Source organism: Parvularcula bermudensis HTCC2503 (assembly GCF_000152825.2).
Taxonomy (GTDB): domain Bacteria; phylum Pseudomonadota; class Alphaproteobacteria; order Caulobacterales; family Parvularculaceae; genus Parvularcula; species Parvularcula bermudensis.
Map to the genome: position 1 here is coordinate 2,052,155 of NC_014414.1, position 17,661 is coordinate 2,069,815.

Sequence of the window (17,661 nt, forward strand, 5' to 3'; positions counted from 1 at the left end):
TGCGGTCATGATCAGGCGATGGTTCTTCGGAACGTTCGCACTGTCCGCGGTGATAATCACACTGGCGGCGGGCGCCCCCGCCTGGGCAAGCGTTCAGCCATCGCGCCAACTCGAATACGAGGCGGCGATATTGGTCAATATACTCCGTTTCGCGACTCTGCCGGCTTCGGCTTTTACCTCCCCCGGACAGCCGTTTTCCATCTGTGTGCCGTTAGACGCCCCGATCGGTCTTGCGCTCGCCCCTTATGAGAGCAAAACGATCAGTGAGCGTTCGATCGAGATCAGGCGGTATGGCGTAGGGGAAATGCCGTCTTCCTGTCACGCCCTTCTCCTCGAAGAGACAGTTCAGACCGAGACGCTGCCGCCTCACTATTTCCCAATTGCGATGACTAGCGAGGTCGAGCCCGGCCTTGCCTGTGTTCAGTTGGTCAGAGTGGGGCGCCAGGTCCGGTTCAGCGTCGATCTGGGGGTCGCGCAACGCCACGACGTCAGTCTAAGCTCGCGCCTTCTAAACTTGGCCCTCCACGTTCGATAGGAGCAGCCTGCATCAATCTTTGCCGGCGCTGTTAGTCGTTTTCTTGGTCGCTTTTTTAGCGGCTTTTTTTGTCGTTTTTTTCTTGGCGGGTTTCTTGGCCGATTTCTTTTTCGCGGTCTTTTTCTTCTTCGTCGGCTTCTTCGCTTCGCGCGCCGAGATCAGTTCCAGCGCCTGCTCGAGGGTGATCTCCGCCGGATCAACGCCTTGCGGGATCGTCGCATTGGTTTTTTGATGTTTTACATAAGGGCCGTATCGACCGTCATAGACAGCCACTAATTCATCTGTATCGGGATGATTTCCAAGCTCCCTTTGAGGTTTCGCGGCACTTCGGCCGCGACCTCGCGGATTGGCTTTCTTATCCTCAAGGACGGCGACCGCGCGATTGATCCCGATGTCGAACACGTCGTCGATCGACTCAAGGTTAGCATAGAGCTTACCATGCTTCACATAAGGCCCGTAGCGGCCCAGGGACGCTTCGATCATCTCACCGTCTTCTGGATGGGGCCCGACATCGCGGGGAAGGGCGAGGAGTTTCATCGCCTTGTCGAAATCGAGGCTGGCGGCGTCCCAGCTCTTGGGAATCGAGGAGCGTTTCGGCTTTTCTTTCGTGTCCGGATCCGGCTCACCAAGTTGGACATAGGGCCCGAACCGGCCTGATTTTAGCCACACAGCCTGGGACGTATCGGGGTCAACGCCCAATTGACGATCTTCCGCCGGCGCGTTTCCCTGCTCTGACTGTCCGAGGGGGCGGGTATGCTTGCATTCAGGGTAGCGGGAGCAGCCGATAAAGGCGCCGTAGCGACCCACCTTCAAGGACAGCTCGCCTTCGCCACAGGTCGGACATTCCCTGGGAGGACGCCCGTCCTCTCGCTGAGGGAAAATATGGGGCCCGAGGGCTTCGTTCAACGCGTCGAGGACTTCGGAGATACGAAGGTCCGACATATCCTCTACTCGGGCGTGAAATTCGTCCCAGAACCGTCGGAGAAACGCTTTCCAGGCCATCTCGCCATTGGAAATGTCGTCGAGCGTCTCCTCCAGCTTGGCGGTGAAGTCGTACTCGACATATCGCCCAAAGAAATTCTCTAAAAACGCCGTGACGATCCGGCCCTTGTCATCGGGGATGAACCGGTTCTTGTCCATCGTGACATAGGACCTGTCCTGTAGTGTACTGATGATCGATGCATAGGTCGAGGGGCGGCCGATCCCGAGCTCTTCCAGTCGCTTGACAAGGCTTGCTTCGGTGAACCGGGGAGGCGGTTGGGTGAAATGTTGCTCCGGCGTCGGATCGGTGACCTGCGCATCGGAGCCTTCGGACACTTTGGGAAGGCTGCGATCCTTCTCGTCCTCAGTGTCGTCCCGCCCTTCGGCATAGAGCTTCAAAAAGCCATCGAACACCACAACCGAGCCTGTCGCCCTAAGACCGGTCTTTCCATCCCGGCTTTCAATGTCGATGGTCGTCTGTTCCAGCCGCGCCGTTTCCATCTGGCACGCCATGGCCCGTTTCCAGATCAGGTCATAGAGCCGGTACTGGTCCTGATCCAATTGCTTTAGCGCATCGGGATGTCGAGCGAAATTGGTCGGCCGAATACATTCATGCGCCTCCTGAGCATTTTTTTGCTTGGATTTGTACATTCGGGGAGAGGAGGGAAGGTAGTCGGCGCCGAAGGTCGATTTGATCTCGTCGCGCACGGCCATCACAGCCTCGGGGGCCATGTCGATCCCGTCGGTCCGCATATAGGTGATAAGCCCGGTGGTCTCGCCTCCAATCGTGATCCCCTCATACAGACGCTGAGCGGTCTGCATGGTCCGACGGGCATTGAAGCCGAGCTTGCGGGACGCTTCTTGCTGTAGGGTCGAGGTCGTGAATGGCGCGGCGGGATTTCGCCGAGTGGGTTTCGCCTCGACACTCTTTATAAGGAATTGTGCGTCTTCTACCGCTTTTTTCGCCCTGGAACCGTCCTCCTCGGTAGTCAGTGTAAACTTCTCAACTTTGGTGCCGTCGAGCTTGACAAGACGCGCTGCAAACTGAGGAGAGTCGTCGGCGGAAACATTCGCTTCGAGAGTCCAGAACTCCTCCGCGATAAATTTTTCTATTTCGAGTTCGCGTTCGCAAATCAGTCTGAGGGCAACCGACTGCACCCTGCCCGCAGATCGGGCGCCGGGTAATTTTCGCCACAGAACAGGGGAGAGCGTGAAGCCAACAAGATAGTCGAGAGCCCGTCGGGCCAAGTAGGCATCGACAAGATCTTGATCAATCGTACGCGGATTGGCAATCGCTTCCTCTACCGCCCTCTTTGTGATAGCGTTGAACGCAACACGTTGAATGGATTTATCTTTAAGGGCTTTTTTCTTATCGAGGACTTCAAGCAAGTGCCAACTAATGGCCTCGCCCTCGCGATCAGGGTCGGTTGCCAAGATGACGCCATCGGCGGCTTTCACGGCATCGACAATGTCCGATACGTGTTTTTTGGAGCGGGCGTCACTCTCCCAGATCATGGAGAAATCCGCCTCCGGATCAACTGAGCCATTCTTTGACGGGAGGTCACGGATATGACCGTAAGATGCAAGGACCTTATAGTCAGAACCAAGATATTTGTTGATCGTCTTCGCCTTGGACGGCGACTCAACTATAACGACCTGCATCGATGGTTTACCCTTAGCGGAAATCTAGGGGGAAACTGTCGATGCCCCGGTAAGCTGTCAATGCTCACACAGAAAGCGTTTGTGAATTAGGGAAAAATCCCTTCGTTGACGATGCAACCAAAGGTCGCAAAAAATTGACAACAACTAAATTTGGGGGGCAAGCGTGGCCAGCACTACCATGCGAGGAACGAAAACGAACCATACAGAGATTGCTGACGACCACATTCGATATTTCGTGCCTCGGCTCGTCTCGCTCGAGGCGTGTGCGCGCATTCACGGCCTTCATGAGGTTGCCACCCATCTGGACAGGGCGCTGATCTGTTTTGAGCAGGCGAAGATCAGAACGGAGGCCGGCGACGGCCCTTGATCGATGGACCCCGTGATGAATTGGGCCCACGATCAAGGGGCGATGGTCAATTGGCGATGGTCAAGGGGAGATGGTCACAAGGCCGCTGTCCGTCTCATGGGGCGCTCGCGGCACGCTGACCCCAGACCTCCTCAACCCGCTGATCTCTTCCGCACCGGGTTCGATAGAATTTATAGCGCAGAGGATTTTGGTCGGCATAGTCCTGGTGATAGCCTTCGGCCTCGACGACAAAGGAAATGGGCTCCACCGGGGTGACGATCTCGCGGCTGAGCGCCTTTTCGGCCGCCGCGATCGCCGCCTCTGCCGCGCGGCGCTCGGCGTCGGTGCGATAATGAATCGCCGTGGTATAGCTGTATCCCCGGTCGCAGAACTGCCCGCCATCATCCAGGGGATCGATGGTGCGAAGGAAGATATGGACCAATTCGGCATACGTCGTTTCGCGGGGGTCGTAGTAGATCTCAACGACTTCTCGGTGCCCTTCATGGTCACGATAGGTCGCCTCTCGTTTTTCCCCGCCGCCATAGCCGGAGACGGCCTCGTAAACACCTGGCACGGCCTCCATGTCATGTTCCACGCACCAAAAGCAGCCCCCCGCGACGACCAGGCTCTCGGCGGTTCCGGGAATGGTCTCAGCCGACGGCCCTCCGGTGGATGTGCTCGGGGCGTCGGTATTGGAACATGCCCCTAAGAGGAAAAGGGAGGACACAAGAAGGGGGCGAAAAGACAGAATAGACATAGCGGGTCTCCGGACGTCGAGGCGAGGGCAGGGCAGGTTCGCTGCCTGATCGTTCTTCGATTGGGGGGGCGAAAAGGTTTCAGGCATCCCCATTCTTCGCCCCATCCCCCATGGGCATTGGCTGTGACGCCAAAGGAAGAAAGGGCCGGGAGCGCTGCTTGACGGGAGACTGCCTGCCGACGCCCATAATGGGGCCTGCGCTGGTCGTCTTCGCCCTCTTGGGCATTTTCTGAACCCCAATTGCTCAATATCGCAATATCTTGGGGATAAAAGGGCTCTTTCCCCTGCGCATACTCTACATATAGAGAAGAGGCGGGGCGAATCGGCTCAAGCTAGGCCTCATGATCCGCCGGTGCTGTGCGGTATCCGTGCCGGTGTGTCTTTTCGAGAGAAGGTAATGAGACAAATGTTCGACGATATCCCTGCCGCCCCCGGTCTTCTCACTGCCTCGAAGGCGTATAAGCCGTTTCGTTATCCTTGGGCCTATGACTATTGGAAAAAGCAGCAACAGGTTCACTGGATGCCTGAAGAAGTCCCCCTTGGGGAGGACTGTAAGGACTGGGCTAATAAGCTGACCGACAAGGAGCGGAACCTGCTGACGCAGATTTTCCGCTTCTTCACCCAGTCGGATGTCGAGGTCGGCGCCAATTATATGGAAAACTACATGCCGCTCTTCAAACCGGTTGAGGTGCGGATGATGTTGGCCGCCTTCTCCAACATGGAGACAATCCATATCGCGGCCTATGCCCTCTTGCTTGAGACGATCGGGATGCCGGAAGTCGAATTCTCCGCCTTTATGGATTATGAGGCGATGGCGGCGAAACACGATTATCTTGGCCGCTTCGGCGTCGAGAATGAGCGGGATATCCTGACCTCAATGGCGGTTTTCGGGGGCTTTACCGAGGGGCTTCAGCTCTTTGCGTCCTTCGCCATGCTGATGAACTTTCCGCGGTTCAACAAAATGAAGGGGATGGGGCAGATCGTCACCTGGTCGATTCGCGATGAGAGCTTGCATTGCGAGGGGATGGTGCGGCTGTTCCACGAATTCGCCCGCGAAACCGGTGCGCTGACCCCAGCGGTGGCCGACGATATCGTTGATTGCTGCAAGACTGTGGTCGACCTCGAGGACAAATTCATCGAGCTCGCCTTCGAGGCTGGAGAGGTCGAGGGCATGACGCCGGACGATATCAAAGCCTATATCCGGCACATTGCCGACTGGCGGTTGAGCCAGCTTGGCTTGCCGCCGGTCTTTGCGGCGGACAACCATCCTTTGCCCTGGTTGCGCGAAATTCTGAATGGGGTGGAGCACGCCAATTTCTTCGAAGCCCGCGCGACGGAATATTCCAAAGGCGCGACCCGCGGGGAATGGCATGGGGCGGAGGGGGTGTGGTCCCAATTCGACCAATGGCGCGCTCGGCGTATCGGTTGAGATTTTCCGCTTCCGGGAGCCGGGAGCCGGGAGCCGAGCCGGGGGCGGGGGGGGGGGAACGAGCGGCGCCATGTCGCTCAACCTGCCTTGGCCTCTGGTGTCGTGGGGTTGTGGGCTCGCGGCCAAGGAAGTATCTGTTCGGGTAGAACGGCACGGAACTGACCAGCCGAGTGATGCGCCACTGGCAGAGTGAGCGTGGCCTCGCCTCGCCTACATTCAGCCCGGCAAGCCAACTCAGAACGCCCTTACTCGTCGATCGGTGGCCTCACTCCATCAACCGCGCGCCGTGCGAGTCATTGTTGACGACCAACGATCAATGGGCTGATCTGGTTTGGCGCCTAGCGCGACGCTTTTTCCCTTACCTCGCGGCTAACGCACTGCGCCGTTTGCGGCTGCACCACGGCGGCTGCAATGCGTTGCGGGGTTGTGAGATCACCTGCCAGCGCGTCCTCAATCGATCGGTACTCCGCTACAGCATTGGGCGTCTGATTGATATTGTCGAACGCCTTCCACTTGTACCAAAGAAATGCACGTTCTGTGTCGCTGAGATTGGCCGCTGATTTCTTGGCCTCACCACAGCATGTCTTCACGACCTCACGTTTTGTCCGCTCAGGCAAGCCCCCAAGGTTTGAAACGCCAATGTCGAGTGCCAGCATTTCTCGACACACCTCTTGCACATCCGCTGCCGATTTGGCGGTGTATGAGACGCCGTCTTCCGTTTTCGGCCCACCGCATGCTGGGATCAAAACCAACACAGACAACAACGCAAATCCGAACGAGAATTTCTTCATGAGTTCCTGAACCCCCCGATCACCAACCATGTCGCCAATAGCTATTATGGATACAAATCTATAAGGCAAGTCTGAGATGAGCCTGTCGTGATGGGCGCCCCCGGTCGTCTTGAAAGCCCTGCTGCTCATGGTCAACACGCCGCATAGCCCCACCTGGCAGCGGAGTTTTGCGGGTCAATAAGGGGAGCGGGCTGGTTTCGCCGCTCTCCCATCGGCAGGCCCCGGGGCGTGCCGTTTACTCGGTGATGTGCAAGGCGATACATTCCTCGCCGGCGGCTTTGAGACGCTCACAGCTTTCCTGCGCCTCGTCCTCGGTCAGACGCGTAAAGCGAGCGCGGTAAACGGATCGGACGCCCTGATCGGCGATATTCACTTCTCGCCCAATATGGGAACTGACGGAGCGGATCAGGTCCTGCGTTTCGATGATCTGGCGCACGGCCAGGGGTTGGCTATTGAAGGCCCCGACCTGAATGGCCCAATCCCGCGCATAGGCATAGTCGATATCGCCTTCTCCCTCCGGCGCGGCATCTAAGGGCAGGGCATTGAGGGCGGCTTCCAGTTCAGCCAGCTCCCCATCGTCGTCGAGCATAGAGAGAAGAACCGGCCCGCCTTCCGAGGGGGGCAAACGGCGGTCAGGCCGAAGGTCCGGCACGGGTTTGACGTGCAAAATCGATTTGACGAGGGAGGGCCGAGCGGAAATATCGGCATAGGCTTTGTTCATGATCTCGATCATATGGGCATTTCGCGTCCGCCCGCTGCGTCCGCCAAGCACGATGCCGATCAGCCGATGGTCACCGCGACGAACGGTGGTGGCGAGATTATAGCCCGATGCCCGGGTGTAGCCGGTTTTAAGACCGTCGGCCCCCTTCAGATCTTGAGTCACTTTGTTGTGAGATTTGTAGGTGCGACCGCCCCACTGAAATGAGTCATCGTCGAAATAGTGGAAAAAATCCGGGAAGTCCTGCACCAGGCGCTGGGAAAGAATGGCCATATCCCGCGCGGTCGTCACCTGGCGGTCGTCGGGCAACCCCGATGCATTCCGAAAGACCGTTTGACGCATCCCGAGGTCGCGCGCCTTCTGGGTCATCAGGCGCGCAAATTTGGCTTCGCTTCCGGCCAGATGTTCGGCGGTCACAGTGGCCACATCATTCGCGGATTTGATCACAAGAGCGCGGATGGCGGTGTCGACGTCGATGGTCGTCCCGCTCTTCACCCCCAGTTTCGAGGCCGGTTGCAGGGACGCGCGCTTGGAGACCTTCATATCCGTCGTGCGCGATACCCGGCCTTCTTCGATCGCCTCGAACAGAAGGTAGAGGGTCATCATTTTAGTGAGGGAGGCAGGGTAGCGCGGTTCCGTTGAATATCGGTCAAACAGGACATCGCCGGTGTCCGCATGAATGATATAGGCAGCATATTTCGGGTTGGCGTGCGCCGCCAGCGGGCTAAGGACCGTCGCAAATATAATCGTGATCAGCAGTGACTTTACCGACTTCACCCTGGTTCCCATGCGCCTCTTACACCAATCCCATTAGGCTAAAGTGTTTGTTACGAAATATCACCTTCAAATTCGGTCACAGTAAATACTGATACACCACCATCATACTCATCTTATTAAGATTCCGTTCATCGGACAGCTGCGAAGGTCATTCCGCCTTGGCCGCGGGATAAAAAAGAAAAGAAGATGTATTGTGCATCGCACAATCGCCTTGACGGAGGGGGTGGCGATCTTTATGTTGCGGCGCAACAACGATAAGCCGGTCGCGTTTGGTGGCGTTGCGTGAACATCCAAATCCCAAAAATGGCGTGCATCGCTTATCGGCGCCAATAATTAGGAGAAGCAGAGATTATGAGTACGACCCGCAAAACCAGCACGAAATCGGCGGACTCGGTGAACGAAGCTGCGTCGACCGCCCAAAACTTCATGAATGACGGACTTGAGCGGATGACCCAAGGCATGTCGAATGTCGGCGCATTCGGTCAGGAAAATGTCGAGGCGATGATCGAAAGCGCGACCACCATGGCGAAGGGTTTCGAGAAGATCGCGAACGAAAACGTCGAATATGCGAAAAAGCAGATGGAAACCGGTTCCGACCGTTTTCAGTCGCTGACAAAGGCACGGACTCCGCAAGAGTTTTTCGAAGCCCAGTCCGAACTGCTGCGGAATTCGATGGAAACCCAAATCGGTCAGGTCAACAAAATGTCCGACATGATGATCGCCACCGCCCGTGACGCGGCGCAACCGCTTTCCAAGCGGTACACAGCTTTCATCGAGATGGTTCAGCAATCTCGCTAAGCTTTTTGCTCTCCGCGTGAGGGCGACGTCTTTGAGATGAATGACTGGAATGCTGACCCCCGGGGACCTCAGGTGCCTGGGGGTTTTCGATTCTTTGAGCGGGGAGGGACGGTTAAGGGGCGGCCCGCCATCCGTTGTCCATCCCTCCGGTGCCTCCGCAGCGCAGCGTCAATGAGGACGCGGCGTCGATGACATGCCGGTCTCGCCTGCAGGCATCGCTCCATGGGGGTCTCCCTGGAGGGAAGGAGGGAAAAGGAGGGAAGGAGGAGGCATCTGCCATGATCCGACGACATATAAGGCGTAAGGCGGGAGAGCTGTGCGCGTCTTCCCCGCGCGCGCCCTGGAGAATGATGGCTTGCGGGTACCCGGAAAAATCCCAAATACTACGAATGGCGACGATGCGAATTTTCAAAGGCCCATGCGATCCATCAATATGAGTGAAGACGGTGACGAAAAACCGGGCGGCAATGTTGCCACCATCGTCAAAGAGAAACCGAAGGCCAAGCGTCCCTCGCTCTATAAGGTCTTATTGCTGAACGACGATTACACGCCCCAAGAATTCGTGGTCTGGTTGCTCGAAGCAGTCTTCCACAAAGGACACGATGAAGCGCTGCGCATCATGCTCCACGTCCACAACCATGGCGTCGGTATTTGCGGTGTGTACACCTATGAGGTGGCAGAAACGAAAGTTGCGCAGGTGCTGGAGCTTGCACGACGCAACGAACATCCCCTTCAATGTACGATGGAGCGTGAATAATGGCGACATTTTCTGATAATCTCGAACAATCGATCCATCGTGCAATCGGTCTTGCCACCCGCCACAAGCAGGAATTGGCAACCCTTGAGCACCTCCTTTACGCCCTGACAGAAGACGAGGATGCCCGGGCGGTAATGCTCGCCTGCGATGTCGATCTCGATGAGCTGCGCGAGCATCTTATGGATTACATCGAGGATGATCTCGATAAATTGCGCGTTGAGGACGCTGACGAAGCAAAGCCAACGGCTGGCTTTCATCGCGTTGTACAGCGGGCCCTGATCCATGTGGAAACCTCGGGCCGATCGGAGGTCACCGGGGCCAATATCCTCGTGGCGATCTTTGCCGAGCGGGAAAGCCATGCGAGCTATTTCCTCAATGCCCAGGGCATGACCCGCTATGATGCGGTCAATTACATCTCCCACGGATTGTCGAAGACGGGCCAATCGCCGACGGAGCCGCGGACCCCTTCAGGGGCGCAGGAGGAGGAGGAAGAGACCCAGGCAAAACAGGGGGCCCAAGCCCTCGAGGCCTATACCACCAACCTCAACGAAAAAGCACGGCGCGGCAAAATCGATATCCTGATTGGTCGGGAAAAAGAGGTGGAGCGCGCGATCCAGGTCCTATGTCGTCGACGCAAGAACAATCCTCTTCTTGTCGGTGACCCCGGTGTCGGGAAAACCGCCATTGCCGAGGGATTGGCCCGCCGTATCGTTGATGAGCAGGTGCCGGAGGTGCTGGCCGAAGCGACGATCTTCTCCCTAGACATGGGGGCGCTGCTCGCGGGTACCCGTTATCGTGGCGATTTCGAAGAACGTCTGAAGGCGGTTCTCAAGGAGCTTGAGGCCACCCCTGGCGCGGTTCTCTTTATCGATGAGATCCATACGATCATCGGCGCCGGCGCGACGAGCGGCGGGGCGATGGATGCGTCCAACCTGCTCAAACCCGCCTTGCAGAACGGCAGCCTCAAATGCATGGGCTCGACCACTTTTAAGGAATACAAGCAACATTTCGAGAAGGACAGGGCGCTGTCCCGACGCTTTCAAAAAATCGACGTGGCGGAACCCTCGATCGCGGATACCATTGAAATTCTCCGTGGTCTGAAACCAGCTTTCGAGGAACATCACGGGCTGAACTATAATGACGAAGCGATCGTCAGCGCGGTGGAATTGGCCTCCAAATATATGACCGATCGTCGCTTGCCCGATAAAGCGATCGACGTCATCGACGAGGCTGGGGCGCGGCAGATGCTGTTTCCCGCCGCCGATCGCGTCACGGAAATCGGGGTGCCCCAGGTTGAGGAAGTCGTGGCGCAAATGGCGCGGATTCCCCCCAAGACTGTGTCGAAATCCGATACGGAGCGCCTCCGCAATATGGGCGGCGATCTCAAACGCGTGGTCTACGGACAGGATAAGGCGATTGATGCGCTGACGGCGGCAATCAAGCTGGCCCGCGCGGGCCTGCGTGAGCCTGATAAGCCGATCGGGTCCTATCTCTTTGCGGGCCCGACGGGGGTTGGGAAGACCGAAGTCGCCAAGCAGCTTGCGAAGATGATGGGCGTCGAACTGCTACGGTTCGACATGTCAGAATATATGGAGCGCCATACCGTCAGCCGTCTGATCGGGGCGCCGCCGGGCTATGTTGGGTTCGACCAGGGCGGCGGTTTACTGACCGATCAGGTCGACCAAAACCCGCATGCGGTCGTATTGCTCGACGAAATCGAAAAAGCGCATCCGGAGATCTTCAATATCCTGCTGCAAGTCATGGATAATGGTCAGTTGACCGACAGCCATGGGAAGAAGATCGATTTCCGCAATGTCATCATTATCATGACGACCAATGCGGGGGCGGCGGACGCCTCGAAAAATGAGATCGGCTTCGGTCGCGGTCGTGCCACCGATCAGCAACAGCAGGCGATTGAGAAATTGTTCACGCCGGAATTCCGCAATCGGCTCGACGCGATCATTTCCTTCGCGGGCCTTTCGAAGCCGATCGTCGACCGGATTGTGGCGAAATTCGTCCTCCAGCTCGAAGCGCAGCTGGCCGACCGGAATGTCACCTTCGAAGTTACCGAGGCGGCGACCCGCTGGCTCACGGAACGTGGGTTTGATGAGGATATGGGCGCGCGTCCATTGGCCAGGACGATTCAGGAACATATCAAAAAGCCGATTGCGGACGAAATCCTCTTCGGCTCCCTCAAGGAAGGCGGGATCGTCCGGGTCACGGTGAAGAAGACAGCGGACGATACTGAGGGGCTGAGCTTTGAGTTCCTGGCCGAAGGGCCGCGAAGGGAACCCGGCGCCGGGGGCCCCGGCGATGGCGAACGGGCCGAAGAGGAGCGCGTTCGCTAGTGGCCGTGCCGTGCGACGCCTAGGTTGCGTCGCATACGGAAAAGACGGGCGAGGCTTTCAGCCTCGTCCGCCGAACCAATCCGGCGTCACCCTCAGGGCCTCTCTCGTTTTCTCCGAGCGAAGGATTTGTCGAGCGGTCTCGAGGCGATCGCGAAATTCCTTGTGCCAAAATGCCGGGGGCGAGGACATCACCTCTTCGTGGAGATAGTGCAGGCGGCGCTCGACGGCGTCTCGGCGATGACCGGGAGGCAGGGCGTCGGCCGTTTCGGTCAGGATATCGATGGCATGGAGTGCGACATTTCGATCCTTAGCGACATAGGGACGGGTACGGTCGAAGGAGCGGCCGAGAAATTGCTCAAAGCTGATCGGGTGAGTGACTACCCGCCCATCTTCGAATTGATCCTTTGACGTCTCCTTTATCGCCAATCGCTGAGTCGCCTGACGCAGCCAGTGATAGCACTCGATGGCGGTATAGGGATCATTGACCCCAGGCGAGAGGGCACGGATTGCAATATCGGCGAGCTGGTCCACGAGGTAGAATAGACTTTGTTCCGGGCTTCGTTGACGACCCAAGGCATATTGCCCGGCCAGATCGTGCAGGAGGGCCTCATCCATGCGGCCTTTCGCCGACCAGACATCCAACAGGATGTCACCCTCGCAGACGAACTCGCCTGGCCGATATTGTAACCGGAGCCATAAATCATGCGTACACGCCTGATGATGAAGCGCCGCAAGGTCTATGGCCCGGATAAACCCCGCGTCGGGGGAGCGAACGAAATGGGGCTGAAGGCCGCCGACATCGCCGCGCCAGACGGCGGGAGCGTCCTTCTCCTCTTGAAAATCCTGTAGCCGGTCAGGATAGAGATGATCGAGATGCTTATCGATCGACATCCCGACGCGCGCCGCCAAATTTCCCACATTCAACGTGTCGGGGACGTGGTGAATGAAATAGATCAATACGCCGATAGAGGTCGCTGTCAGGCCTAGGGCCACGAGGACCGAGAAGGCGGGGATGAAGCTGTCGGTGGAGAGGCTGTCACCGTCGGGTCCGTCCCTCACCGAGCCGAGGATGAGGAGGCAATAGACGAAGGTCGCGATGAAGACGCCGAGCGTCGCCTGGTTGCCGCGGTCACGCATCAGACTTCCCACCAACCGGGGGCCGTAATTGCTGCTGGCGAAGGAAACGGCGACGATGGTCATCGAAAAGGTCACCCCGGCCACGCCCATCATCGACCCCGCGATTGTCGAAAGTAACGATCGTGCGCCCTCAACACCGGTCACCGACAAGAGCCCCCAACCGGCCAGGGCCTTGAGAGAGAGGTGGCTATCGAGCTTTAGGGTGACATAGGCCAGCAGCACCGCCGCCAGGGCCATGAGGCTGGGCAAAAACCAATAGCTGGCTCTCAGATCCTGCAGATATTTCGATAACGCGCTTCGCATTCGGTCTCCGTCCCCTTGGGTTTAGAGGATGTGGCGCCTCGCGCGCAGTCGTCACCTCGACAAAGGGGGCTCGGACCTGCGCGTGTCGCTAGACGTTGGGATCGGCACCCCATAGCCTGACGGGCGGAACCAGAGGGAGAAACCCTATGACATCGTTTGTTCGCCGCATGATCGCTGCCGGAATGGCGCTCGGCCTTGCCCTGGGCATGGCCGTCGCGTTCGAGGCGGCCCCGCAATCCCGCACGGTGCGGGAAGCGCCAACCGCGACGGTGAAGCCGATGACGGCACAGATCAGCCCCTCCATGATGAAGAAAGCCGAGCCCGTCTATAAAATCTTCGAGGCGGGCCCCAGTCAGCCCGTCGTCGCTGGAACCCAATTAATGCCGCGTCCGACGACACCGCCGAAATATACTTGCACCTCCACAAGCTGTAGCTGCGCGGGCTCCTATGATTGCGTGAAAATGATCGCCGCTGACGAGAAATGCGACGAATCGACGGTGGGGTGTAACGATAGCGGGTGCACCTGCTCCCCCGCCAATTAGCGCCTTTGCGCCTTAACGCCTTTGCGCCAAGGGCGGCTGGTCCAAGGGCGCCTGATCCAAAGTCCTATGGGCGACGGGTCGGTTCACCGGCCAGGGGAACGCGTCGGTGCCAACCGGAGGAGAGGGGGCCTTATCACGGCCCCCCTCTGCCGATATATGCCCTTGATGATAAAGACACCGCTCACTGACCTCACTGCCAGCCAGCTCGATCTGGGCCTGCCGAAAGGGGCCCGGATTGTGGTGGCGATGTCAGGGGGGGTCGACAGTTCCGTCACCGCGGCGCTGGTCCATCGGGCCGGCTATGACGTCGTGGGGATAACCCTTCAACTCTACGATCACGGTGTGGCGATCGCCAAGAAGGGGGCCTGCTGCGCGGGACAGGACATCGCCGATGCGCGGGCAGTGGCCGACCGGTTGGGGATCCCGCACTATGTCCTCGATTATGAGGACCGGTTTGGGGACAGCGTCATGCAGGATTTCGCTGATACCTATTTGGCCGGCGCCACGCCGATCCCATGCGTGCGGTGCAATCAGCGGGTGAAATTTCGCGATCTTCTCCACACCGCCCGGGACCTCGGCGCGGCGGCCATGGCCACCGGCCATTATATTCGCCGCACCGACGATGATCGGGGCCTGGCCCTGCGCCGTGCCGAAGATGCAGGGAAGGATCAAAGCTATTTCTTGTTCGCGACAACCCGTGAGCAGCTGTCGTTTTTGCGCTTCCCCTTGGGCGACTTGCCGAAGGAGACGACCCGACAAATTGCGGCCGAGCTTGGGCTTGGGGTCGCGGACAAGCCGGACAGCCAGGACATTTGTTTTGTTCCCGAGGGGCGCTATGCCAGTGTCGTAGAACGCTTGCGGCCCGGGGCGGCGACGCCGGGCGCGATCGTCGATCTGAATGGACAGGTCCTCGGTCAGCATCAAGGGATCATCCACTACACCGTTGGTCAACGCCGGGGGCTGGCTCTTGGGGGCCTGGTCGAGCCGCTATACGTGATCCGTCTCGATGCGGATCGGGCGGAGGTGGTTGTCGGGCCCAAGGCGGCGCTCGGCGTCAGGGCGATCCGGCTGGACGAGATGAACTGGCTCGGCACCGAGGAGGCCGCGACCCACCGGGTCGCAGTGAAGGTCCGGTCGACCAAACCGCCGGTTCTGGCCGTTCTGAAGCGCTCGGGCGCTGAGGCGGAGGTCATGTTCGACGAGCCGCAGGAAGGGGTCGCGCCGGGCCAGGCCGGCGTCTTCTATGCGCTTAAGGATGATCAGGTGCTCGGGGGCGGCTGGATAAGAAGCACAGTGCCGGTGGATGTGTCGGTCGTCACCGATATCCGCGAAGAAGGGGCGCCCAATGAAGAGGGCCGCCTCCTTCACAGGACGCGGCCCTTTTAGGCGATTGGTTGAAGGAAAGGGCCATTCGGGCCGGTCTCCCTCAAGAGACGGTCATAGGGCGCGTTAGGCCTTAGGACTTGGAGGCAGCGGGGCTGTCCGATGTCGATGATTTGGTCGCGCCGGTGCGGGGGGCGCTCCGGGGAGAGCTAGCCGCATTGCCGCTGCTGCGCGCCGCCGTCCGGCTTTCCGCCGCGTCCTGAAGATCGCTCTTAGGCGTATCGGTTTTGGCGGCGGCTTCCTCGAGTTTCTTGCTCGCGGCACTATCGATGGCGGCAGCGGTTTCCTGGCCCTCCGCGATAGCGGTATTGGCAGCCGATGTGGCCTGTTCCACGACCGCCGTTGCGGCGACGCGGCTCGTATTCACCAAGCTTTCGGCTTTCTGGGTCGCATCGACCGCTCGCTCGATATTTTCGAGATTTGCCTTGGTCATCGCGTCGACCATGCTGAGGGAGAGGACGCAGCTGGACTCGATCATCCGGCCAAGCATTTCCAGTCCATTCTCATACATCACAAACGGCATACGTGGTTGATCAGTGGACTGGTTTTTTGAGTCGGCCATCATTTTCCTCCATAAAATATATGCAACCCACTTGGGCATTGTGCGGGGTCTCGCTCCTGAACGCGAGCGGAAATATCAACTTAACTGCAATGATCGTGGAGAGGTTTTCAACAGGCGCTTGCCGCTGGACGCCACGACCGATCTCCGTCATGACGAGATGCGGCCGATAGGGAAAGGACCTTGAAGATGAACATTCATGAATATCAGGCAAAGGACCTTTTAAAGAGCTATGGGGCACCGGTTGCGGCGGGCGCCATCGTCCTCGATGCCGACGATGCCGCGACAGCCGCCCAAGGGCTGCCCGGACCTCTTTATGTGGTCAAAGCGCAGATCCATGCGGGTGGTCGGGGCAAGGGCCATTTCAAGGAGGCCGAGGCCGGTGAAAAGGGCGGCGTGCGCCTTGCCAAAACCGTTGATGATGCCGCCGCGCAGGTCAAAGCGATGTTGGGGCATACGCTGGTCACCAAGCAGACCGGCGATGAGGGCAAGGTCGTCGGGCGGGTCTACATCGAAGATGGCGCCGATATCGATCGCGAACTCTATCTTTCCCTGCTTGTCGACCGCGGCACCGGCAAGGTCGCGTTCATCGCCTCCACCGAGGGCGGGATGGATATCGAAGAAGTCGCCGCCAGCACGCCGGAGAAGATCCTGACGCTGCCCATCGACCCCGCCGGTATGACGGCGGAGGATGCGATCAAGCTTGTCGAGGCGCTGAAGCTTGAGGGCGCGGCGCGGGAGGATGGCCTGAAGCTGATGCCGATCCTCTACACAGCCTTTGTCGAGAAAGACATGTCGATGCTGGAGATCAACCCGCTGATCGTGATGACGGACGGTCACTTGCGGGTGCTGGACGCAAAAGTCGGCTTTGATCCCAACGCCTCGTTCCGTCACCCTGATATCGAGCAATTGCGGGACGAAAGCGAAGAAGACCCGCTGGAGCGTCGGGCGAGTGAGTTCGACCTGTCCTATATCAAACTCGACGGCAATATCGGCTGCATGGTCAACGGGGCGGGTCTCGCCATGGCCACCATGGATATCGTCAAGCACTATGGCGCTGAACCCGCGAACTTCCTCGATGTCGGCGGCGGCGCGACCAAGGAAAAAGTGACCGAAGCCTTCAAGATCATCACCTCGGATCCGGGGGTTGAGGGCATTCTTGTGAATATCTTCGGGGGCATCATGAAATGTGACGTCATCGCCGAAGGCGTAATTGCCGCGGTCAAGGAGACGGGCCTGAAAGTCCCGCTCGTGGTTCGCCTCGAAGGCACCAATGTCGATGCGGGCAAGAAGATCATCAATGAGAGTGGGCTTGACGTCATCGCCGCTGACGATTTGGACGACGCCGCGAAAAAGATCGTCGCCGCCGTCTCTAAATAGCCGTCTCGAAATAAGAGACCTCGCCTTAGCGGTTGCCGCCTTCCCGTCTTCGGGTCTATAGGCGCGCCCTCACTCACAGCTGCCCTCGTCGGACCATCAGGTCGTGCCGAGACGGAGGTTTTATGTTTTTGATTTCGTCTGCTGCCGCCCAAACCGCTGCGGCCGAGCCGCCTTCGCCGCTCCTCCAATTGATCCCCTTCGTGGTGATCCTGGTGATCTTCTATTTCCTCCTGATCCGTCCCCAACAACAGGCACGGAAGAAGCATGAGGAGATGGTCAACGCCGTCCGCCGCGGCGACGAAGTGGTGACCGCCGGCGGGCTCGTTGGGAAAGTGACCAAGGTGCCGGGCGGGGATGAGATCACTGTGCAGGTGGGCGACGGGGTCGAGGTCACGGTTGTCAAGGCCACCCTCAGTGCGGTGCGGTCACGGACCGAGCCCGATGAGAAGAAAAAGTAA

16 protein-coding genes are annotated in these 17,661 nt (G+C 58.7%); 10 read left to right on the forward strand and 6 right to left on the reverse strand.

Translation table 11 applies throughout. From position 1 onward, the window contains the following. Window positions 1-7 precede the first annotated feature (7 nt). Complete coding sequence (locus PB2503_RS09710; protein WP_013301080.1) at window positions 8-535, forward strand: YfiR family protein; 528 nt, start codon at window positions 8-10, stop codon at window positions 533-535. A 12-nt stretch (window positions 536-547) separates the two neighbouring features. Here PB2503_RS09710 and topA read toward each other — a convergent pair whose 3' ends face one another. Next, window positions 548-3,178 carry a type I DNA topoisomerase gene (gene topA, locus PB2503_RS09715; protein WP_013301081.1) on the reverse strand — a complete coding sequence of 877 codons (2,631 nt, stop codon included), beginning with the start codon at window positions 3,176-3,178 and terminating at the stop codon, window positions 548-550. A 163-nt stretch (window positions 3,179-3,341) separates the two neighbouring features. Between topA and PB2503_RS09720 the strand changes: the two genes are divergently transcribed. After that, window positions 3,342-3,545, forward strand: a complete 204-nt coding sequence (locus PB2503_RS09720; RefSeq protein WP_148235251.1) for a hypothetical protein — start codon at window positions 3,342-3,344, stop codon at window positions 3,543-3,545. 94 nt (window positions 3,546-3,639) lie between these two features. Here the strand turns inward: PB2503_RS09720 and msrA are convergent, their stop codons facing one another. Further along, window positions 3,640-4,281 (reverse strand): peptide-methionine (S)-S-oxide reductase MsrA, encoded by a 642-nt coding sequence (msrA, locus tag PB2503_RS09725; RefSeq protein WP_041535561.1) that lies wholly within the window; start codon window positions 4,279-4,281, stop codon window positions 3,640-3,642. A 406-nt stretch (window positions 4,282-4,687) separates the two neighbouring features. Here msrA and PB2503_RS09730 point away from each other — a divergent pair, with 406 nt between their 5' ends. Further along, window positions 4,688-5,710, forward strand: coding sequence for a ribonucleotide-diphosphate reductase subunit beta (locus tag PB2503_RS09730; protein WP_013301085.1), 1,023 nt, complete (start codon window positions 4,688-4,690; stop codon window positions 5,708-5,710). Window positions 5,711-6,048: 338 nt separating this feature from the next. Here PB2503_RS09730 and PB2503_RS09735 read toward each other — a convergent pair whose 3' ends face one another. Both PB2503_RS09735 and PB2503_RS09740 read right to left on the reverse strand, forming a co-directional pair. Beyond that, window positions 6,049-6,501, reverse strand: coding sequence for a hypothetical protein (locus PB2503_RS09735; RefSeq protein ID WP_148235252.1), 453 nt, complete (start codon window positions 6,499-6,501; stop codon window positions 6,049-6,051). Between the two features lie 235 nt (window positions 6,502-6,736). Beyond that, window positions 6,737-8,008, reverse strand: coding sequence for a D-alanyl-D-alanine carboxypeptidase (locus PB2503_RS09740; RefSeq protein WP_013301087.1), 1,272 nt, complete (start codon window positions 8,006-8,008; stop codon window positions 6,737-6,739). Window positions 8,009-8,347: 339 nt separating this feature from the next. On the opposite strand from PB2503_RS09740, the gene PB2503_RS09745 reads away from it, so the two are divergent. The 3 genes from PB2503_RS09745 to clpA all read left to right on the forward strand — a co-directional run bounded on the left by PB2503_RS09745 (window position 8,348) and on the right by clpA (window position 11,899). After that, a complete protein-coding gene (locus PB2503_RS09745) occupies window positions 8,348-8,794 on the forward strand; it encodes a phasin family protein (protein WP_013301089.1) in 447 nt (148 codons plus the stop codon). A 433-nt stretch (window positions 8,795-9,227) separates the two neighbouring features. Beyond that, window positions 9,228-9,551 carry an ATP-dependent Clp protease adapter ClpS gene (gene clpS / locus PB2503_RS09750; RefSeq protein WP_041535563.1) on the forward strand — a complete coding sequence of 108 codons (324 nt, stop codon included), beginning with the start codon at window positions 9,228-9,230 and terminating at the stop codon, window positions 9,549-9,551. Next, the gene (gene clpA / locus PB2503_RS09755) at window positions 9,551-11,899 is read left to right on the forward strand and encodes an ATP-dependent Clp protease ATP-binding subunit ClpA (RefSeq protein WP_013301091.1); all 2,349 of its coding nucleotides are present in this window, start codon (window positions 9,551-9,553) and stop codon (window positions 11,897-11,899) included. The genes clpS and clpA overlap by 1 nt, the downstream gene beginning before the upstream one ends. A 57-nt stretch (window positions 11,900-11,956) precedes the next feature. Here the strand turns inward: clpA and PB2503_RS09760 are convergent, their stop codons facing one another. Beyond that, the gene (locus PB2503_RS09760; protein ID WP_013301092.1) at window positions 11,957-13,339 is read right to left on the reverse strand and encodes a DUF2254 domain-containing protein; all 1,383 of its coding nucleotides are present in this window, start codon (window positions 13,337-13,339) and stop codon (window positions 11,957-11,959) included. A 146-nt stretch (window positions 13,340-13,485) separates the two neighbouring features. Between PB2503_RS09760 and PB2503_RS09765 the strand changes: the two genes are divergently transcribed. Both PB2503_RS09765 and mnmA read left to right on the forward strand, forming a co-directional pair. Further along, window positions 13,486-13,881, forward strand: coding sequence for a hypothetical protein (locus tag PB2503_RS09765; RefSeq protein WP_013301093.1), 396 nt, complete (start codon window positions 13,486-13,488; stop codon window positions 13,879-13,881). Window positions 13,882-14,037: 156 nt separating this feature from the next. Beyond that, window positions 14,038-15,267 (forward strand): tRNA 2-thiouridine(34) synthase MnmA, encoded by a 1,230-nt coding sequence (gene mnmA, locus PB2503_RS09770; RefSeq protein ID WP_013301094.1) that lies wholly within the window; start codon window positions 14,038-14,040, stop codon window positions 15,265-15,267. A 70-nt stretch (window positions 15,268-15,337) separates the two neighbouring features. Here mnmA and PB2503_RS09775 read toward each other — a convergent pair whose 3' ends face one another. Continuing rightward, on the reverse strand, window positions 15,338-15,829 hold the full coding sequence (locus PB2503_RS09775) for a hypothetical protein (protein WP_148235253.1): 492 nt from the start codon (window positions 15,827-15,829) through the stop codon (window positions 15,338-15,340). Window positions 15,830-16,012: 183 nt separating this feature from the next. Between PB2503_RS09775 and sucC the strand changes: the two genes are divergently transcribed. Beyond that, complete coding sequence (gene sucC, locus PB2503_RS09780; protein ID WP_013301096.1) at window positions 16,013-17,203, forward strand: ADP-forming succinate--CoA ligase subunit beta; 1,191 nt, start codon at window positions 16,013-16,015, stop codon at window positions 17,201-17,203. A gap of 122 nt (window positions 17,204-17,325) precedes the next feature. Further along, entirely contained in the window at window positions 17,326-17,661 is a 336-nt protein-coding gene (yajC, locus tag PB2503_RS09785; protein WP_013301097.1) for a preprotein translocase subunit YajC, read from the forward strand.

Coding starts and splice junctions, on each gene's coding strand:
- sucC (WP_013301096.1), top strand. CDS start 16,013: ATGAACATTCATGAATATCAGGCAAAGGACCTTTTAAAGAGCTATGGG.
- PB2503_RS09765 (WP_013301093.1), top strand. CDS start 13,486: ATGACATCGTTTGTTCGCCGCATGATCGCTGCCGGAATGGCGCTCGGC.
- PB2503_RS09760 (WP_013301092.1), bottom strand. CDS start 13,339: ATGCGAAGCGCGTTATCGAAATATCTGCAGGATCTGAGAGCCAGCTAT.
- PB2503_RS09735 (WP_148235252.1), bottom strand. CDS start 6,501: ATGAAGAAATTCTCGTTCGGATTTGCGTTGTTGTCTGTGTTGGTTTTG.
- PB2503_RS09745 (WP_013301089.1), top strand. CDS start 8,348: ATGAGTACGACCCGCAAAACCAGCACGAAATCGGCGGACTCGGTGAAC.
- mnmA (WP_013301094.1), top strand. CDS start 14,038: ATGCCCTTGATGATAAAGACACCGCTCACTGACCTCACTGCCAGCCAG.
- PB2503_RS09730 (WP_013301085.1), top strand. CDS start 4,688: ATGTTCGACGATATCCCTGCCGCCCCCGGTCTTCTCACTGCCTCGAAG.
- msrA (WP_041535561.1), bottom strand. CDS start 4,281: ATGTCTATTCTGTCTTTTCGCCCCCTTCTTGTGTCCTCCCTTTTCCTC.
- PB2503_RS09740 (WP_013301087.1), bottom strand. CDS start 8,008: ATGGGAACCAGGGTGAAGTCGGTAAAGTCACTGCTGATCACGATTATA.
- PB2503_RS09710 (WP_013301080.1), top strand. CDS start 8: ATGATCAGGCGATGGTTCTTCGGAACGTTCGCACTGTCCGCGGTGATA.
- clpA (WP_013301091.1), top strand. CDS start 9,551: ATGGCGACATTTTCTGATAATCTCGAACAATCGATCCATCGTGCAATC.
- yajC (WP_013301097.1), top strand. CDS start 17,326: ATGTTTTTGATTTCGTCTGCTGCCGCCCAAACCGCTGCGGCCGAGCCG.
- PB2503_RS09775 (WP_148235253.1), bottom strand. CDS start 15,829: ATGATGGCCGACTCAAAAAACCAGTCCACTGATCAACCACGTATGCCG.
- topA (WP_013301081.1), bottom strand. CDS start 3,178: ATGCAGGTCGTTATAGTTGAGTCGCCGTCCAAGGCGAAGACGATCAAC.
- clpS (WP_041535563.1), top strand. CDS start 9,228: ATGAGTGAAGACGGTGACGAAAAACCGGGCGGCAATGTTGCCACCATC.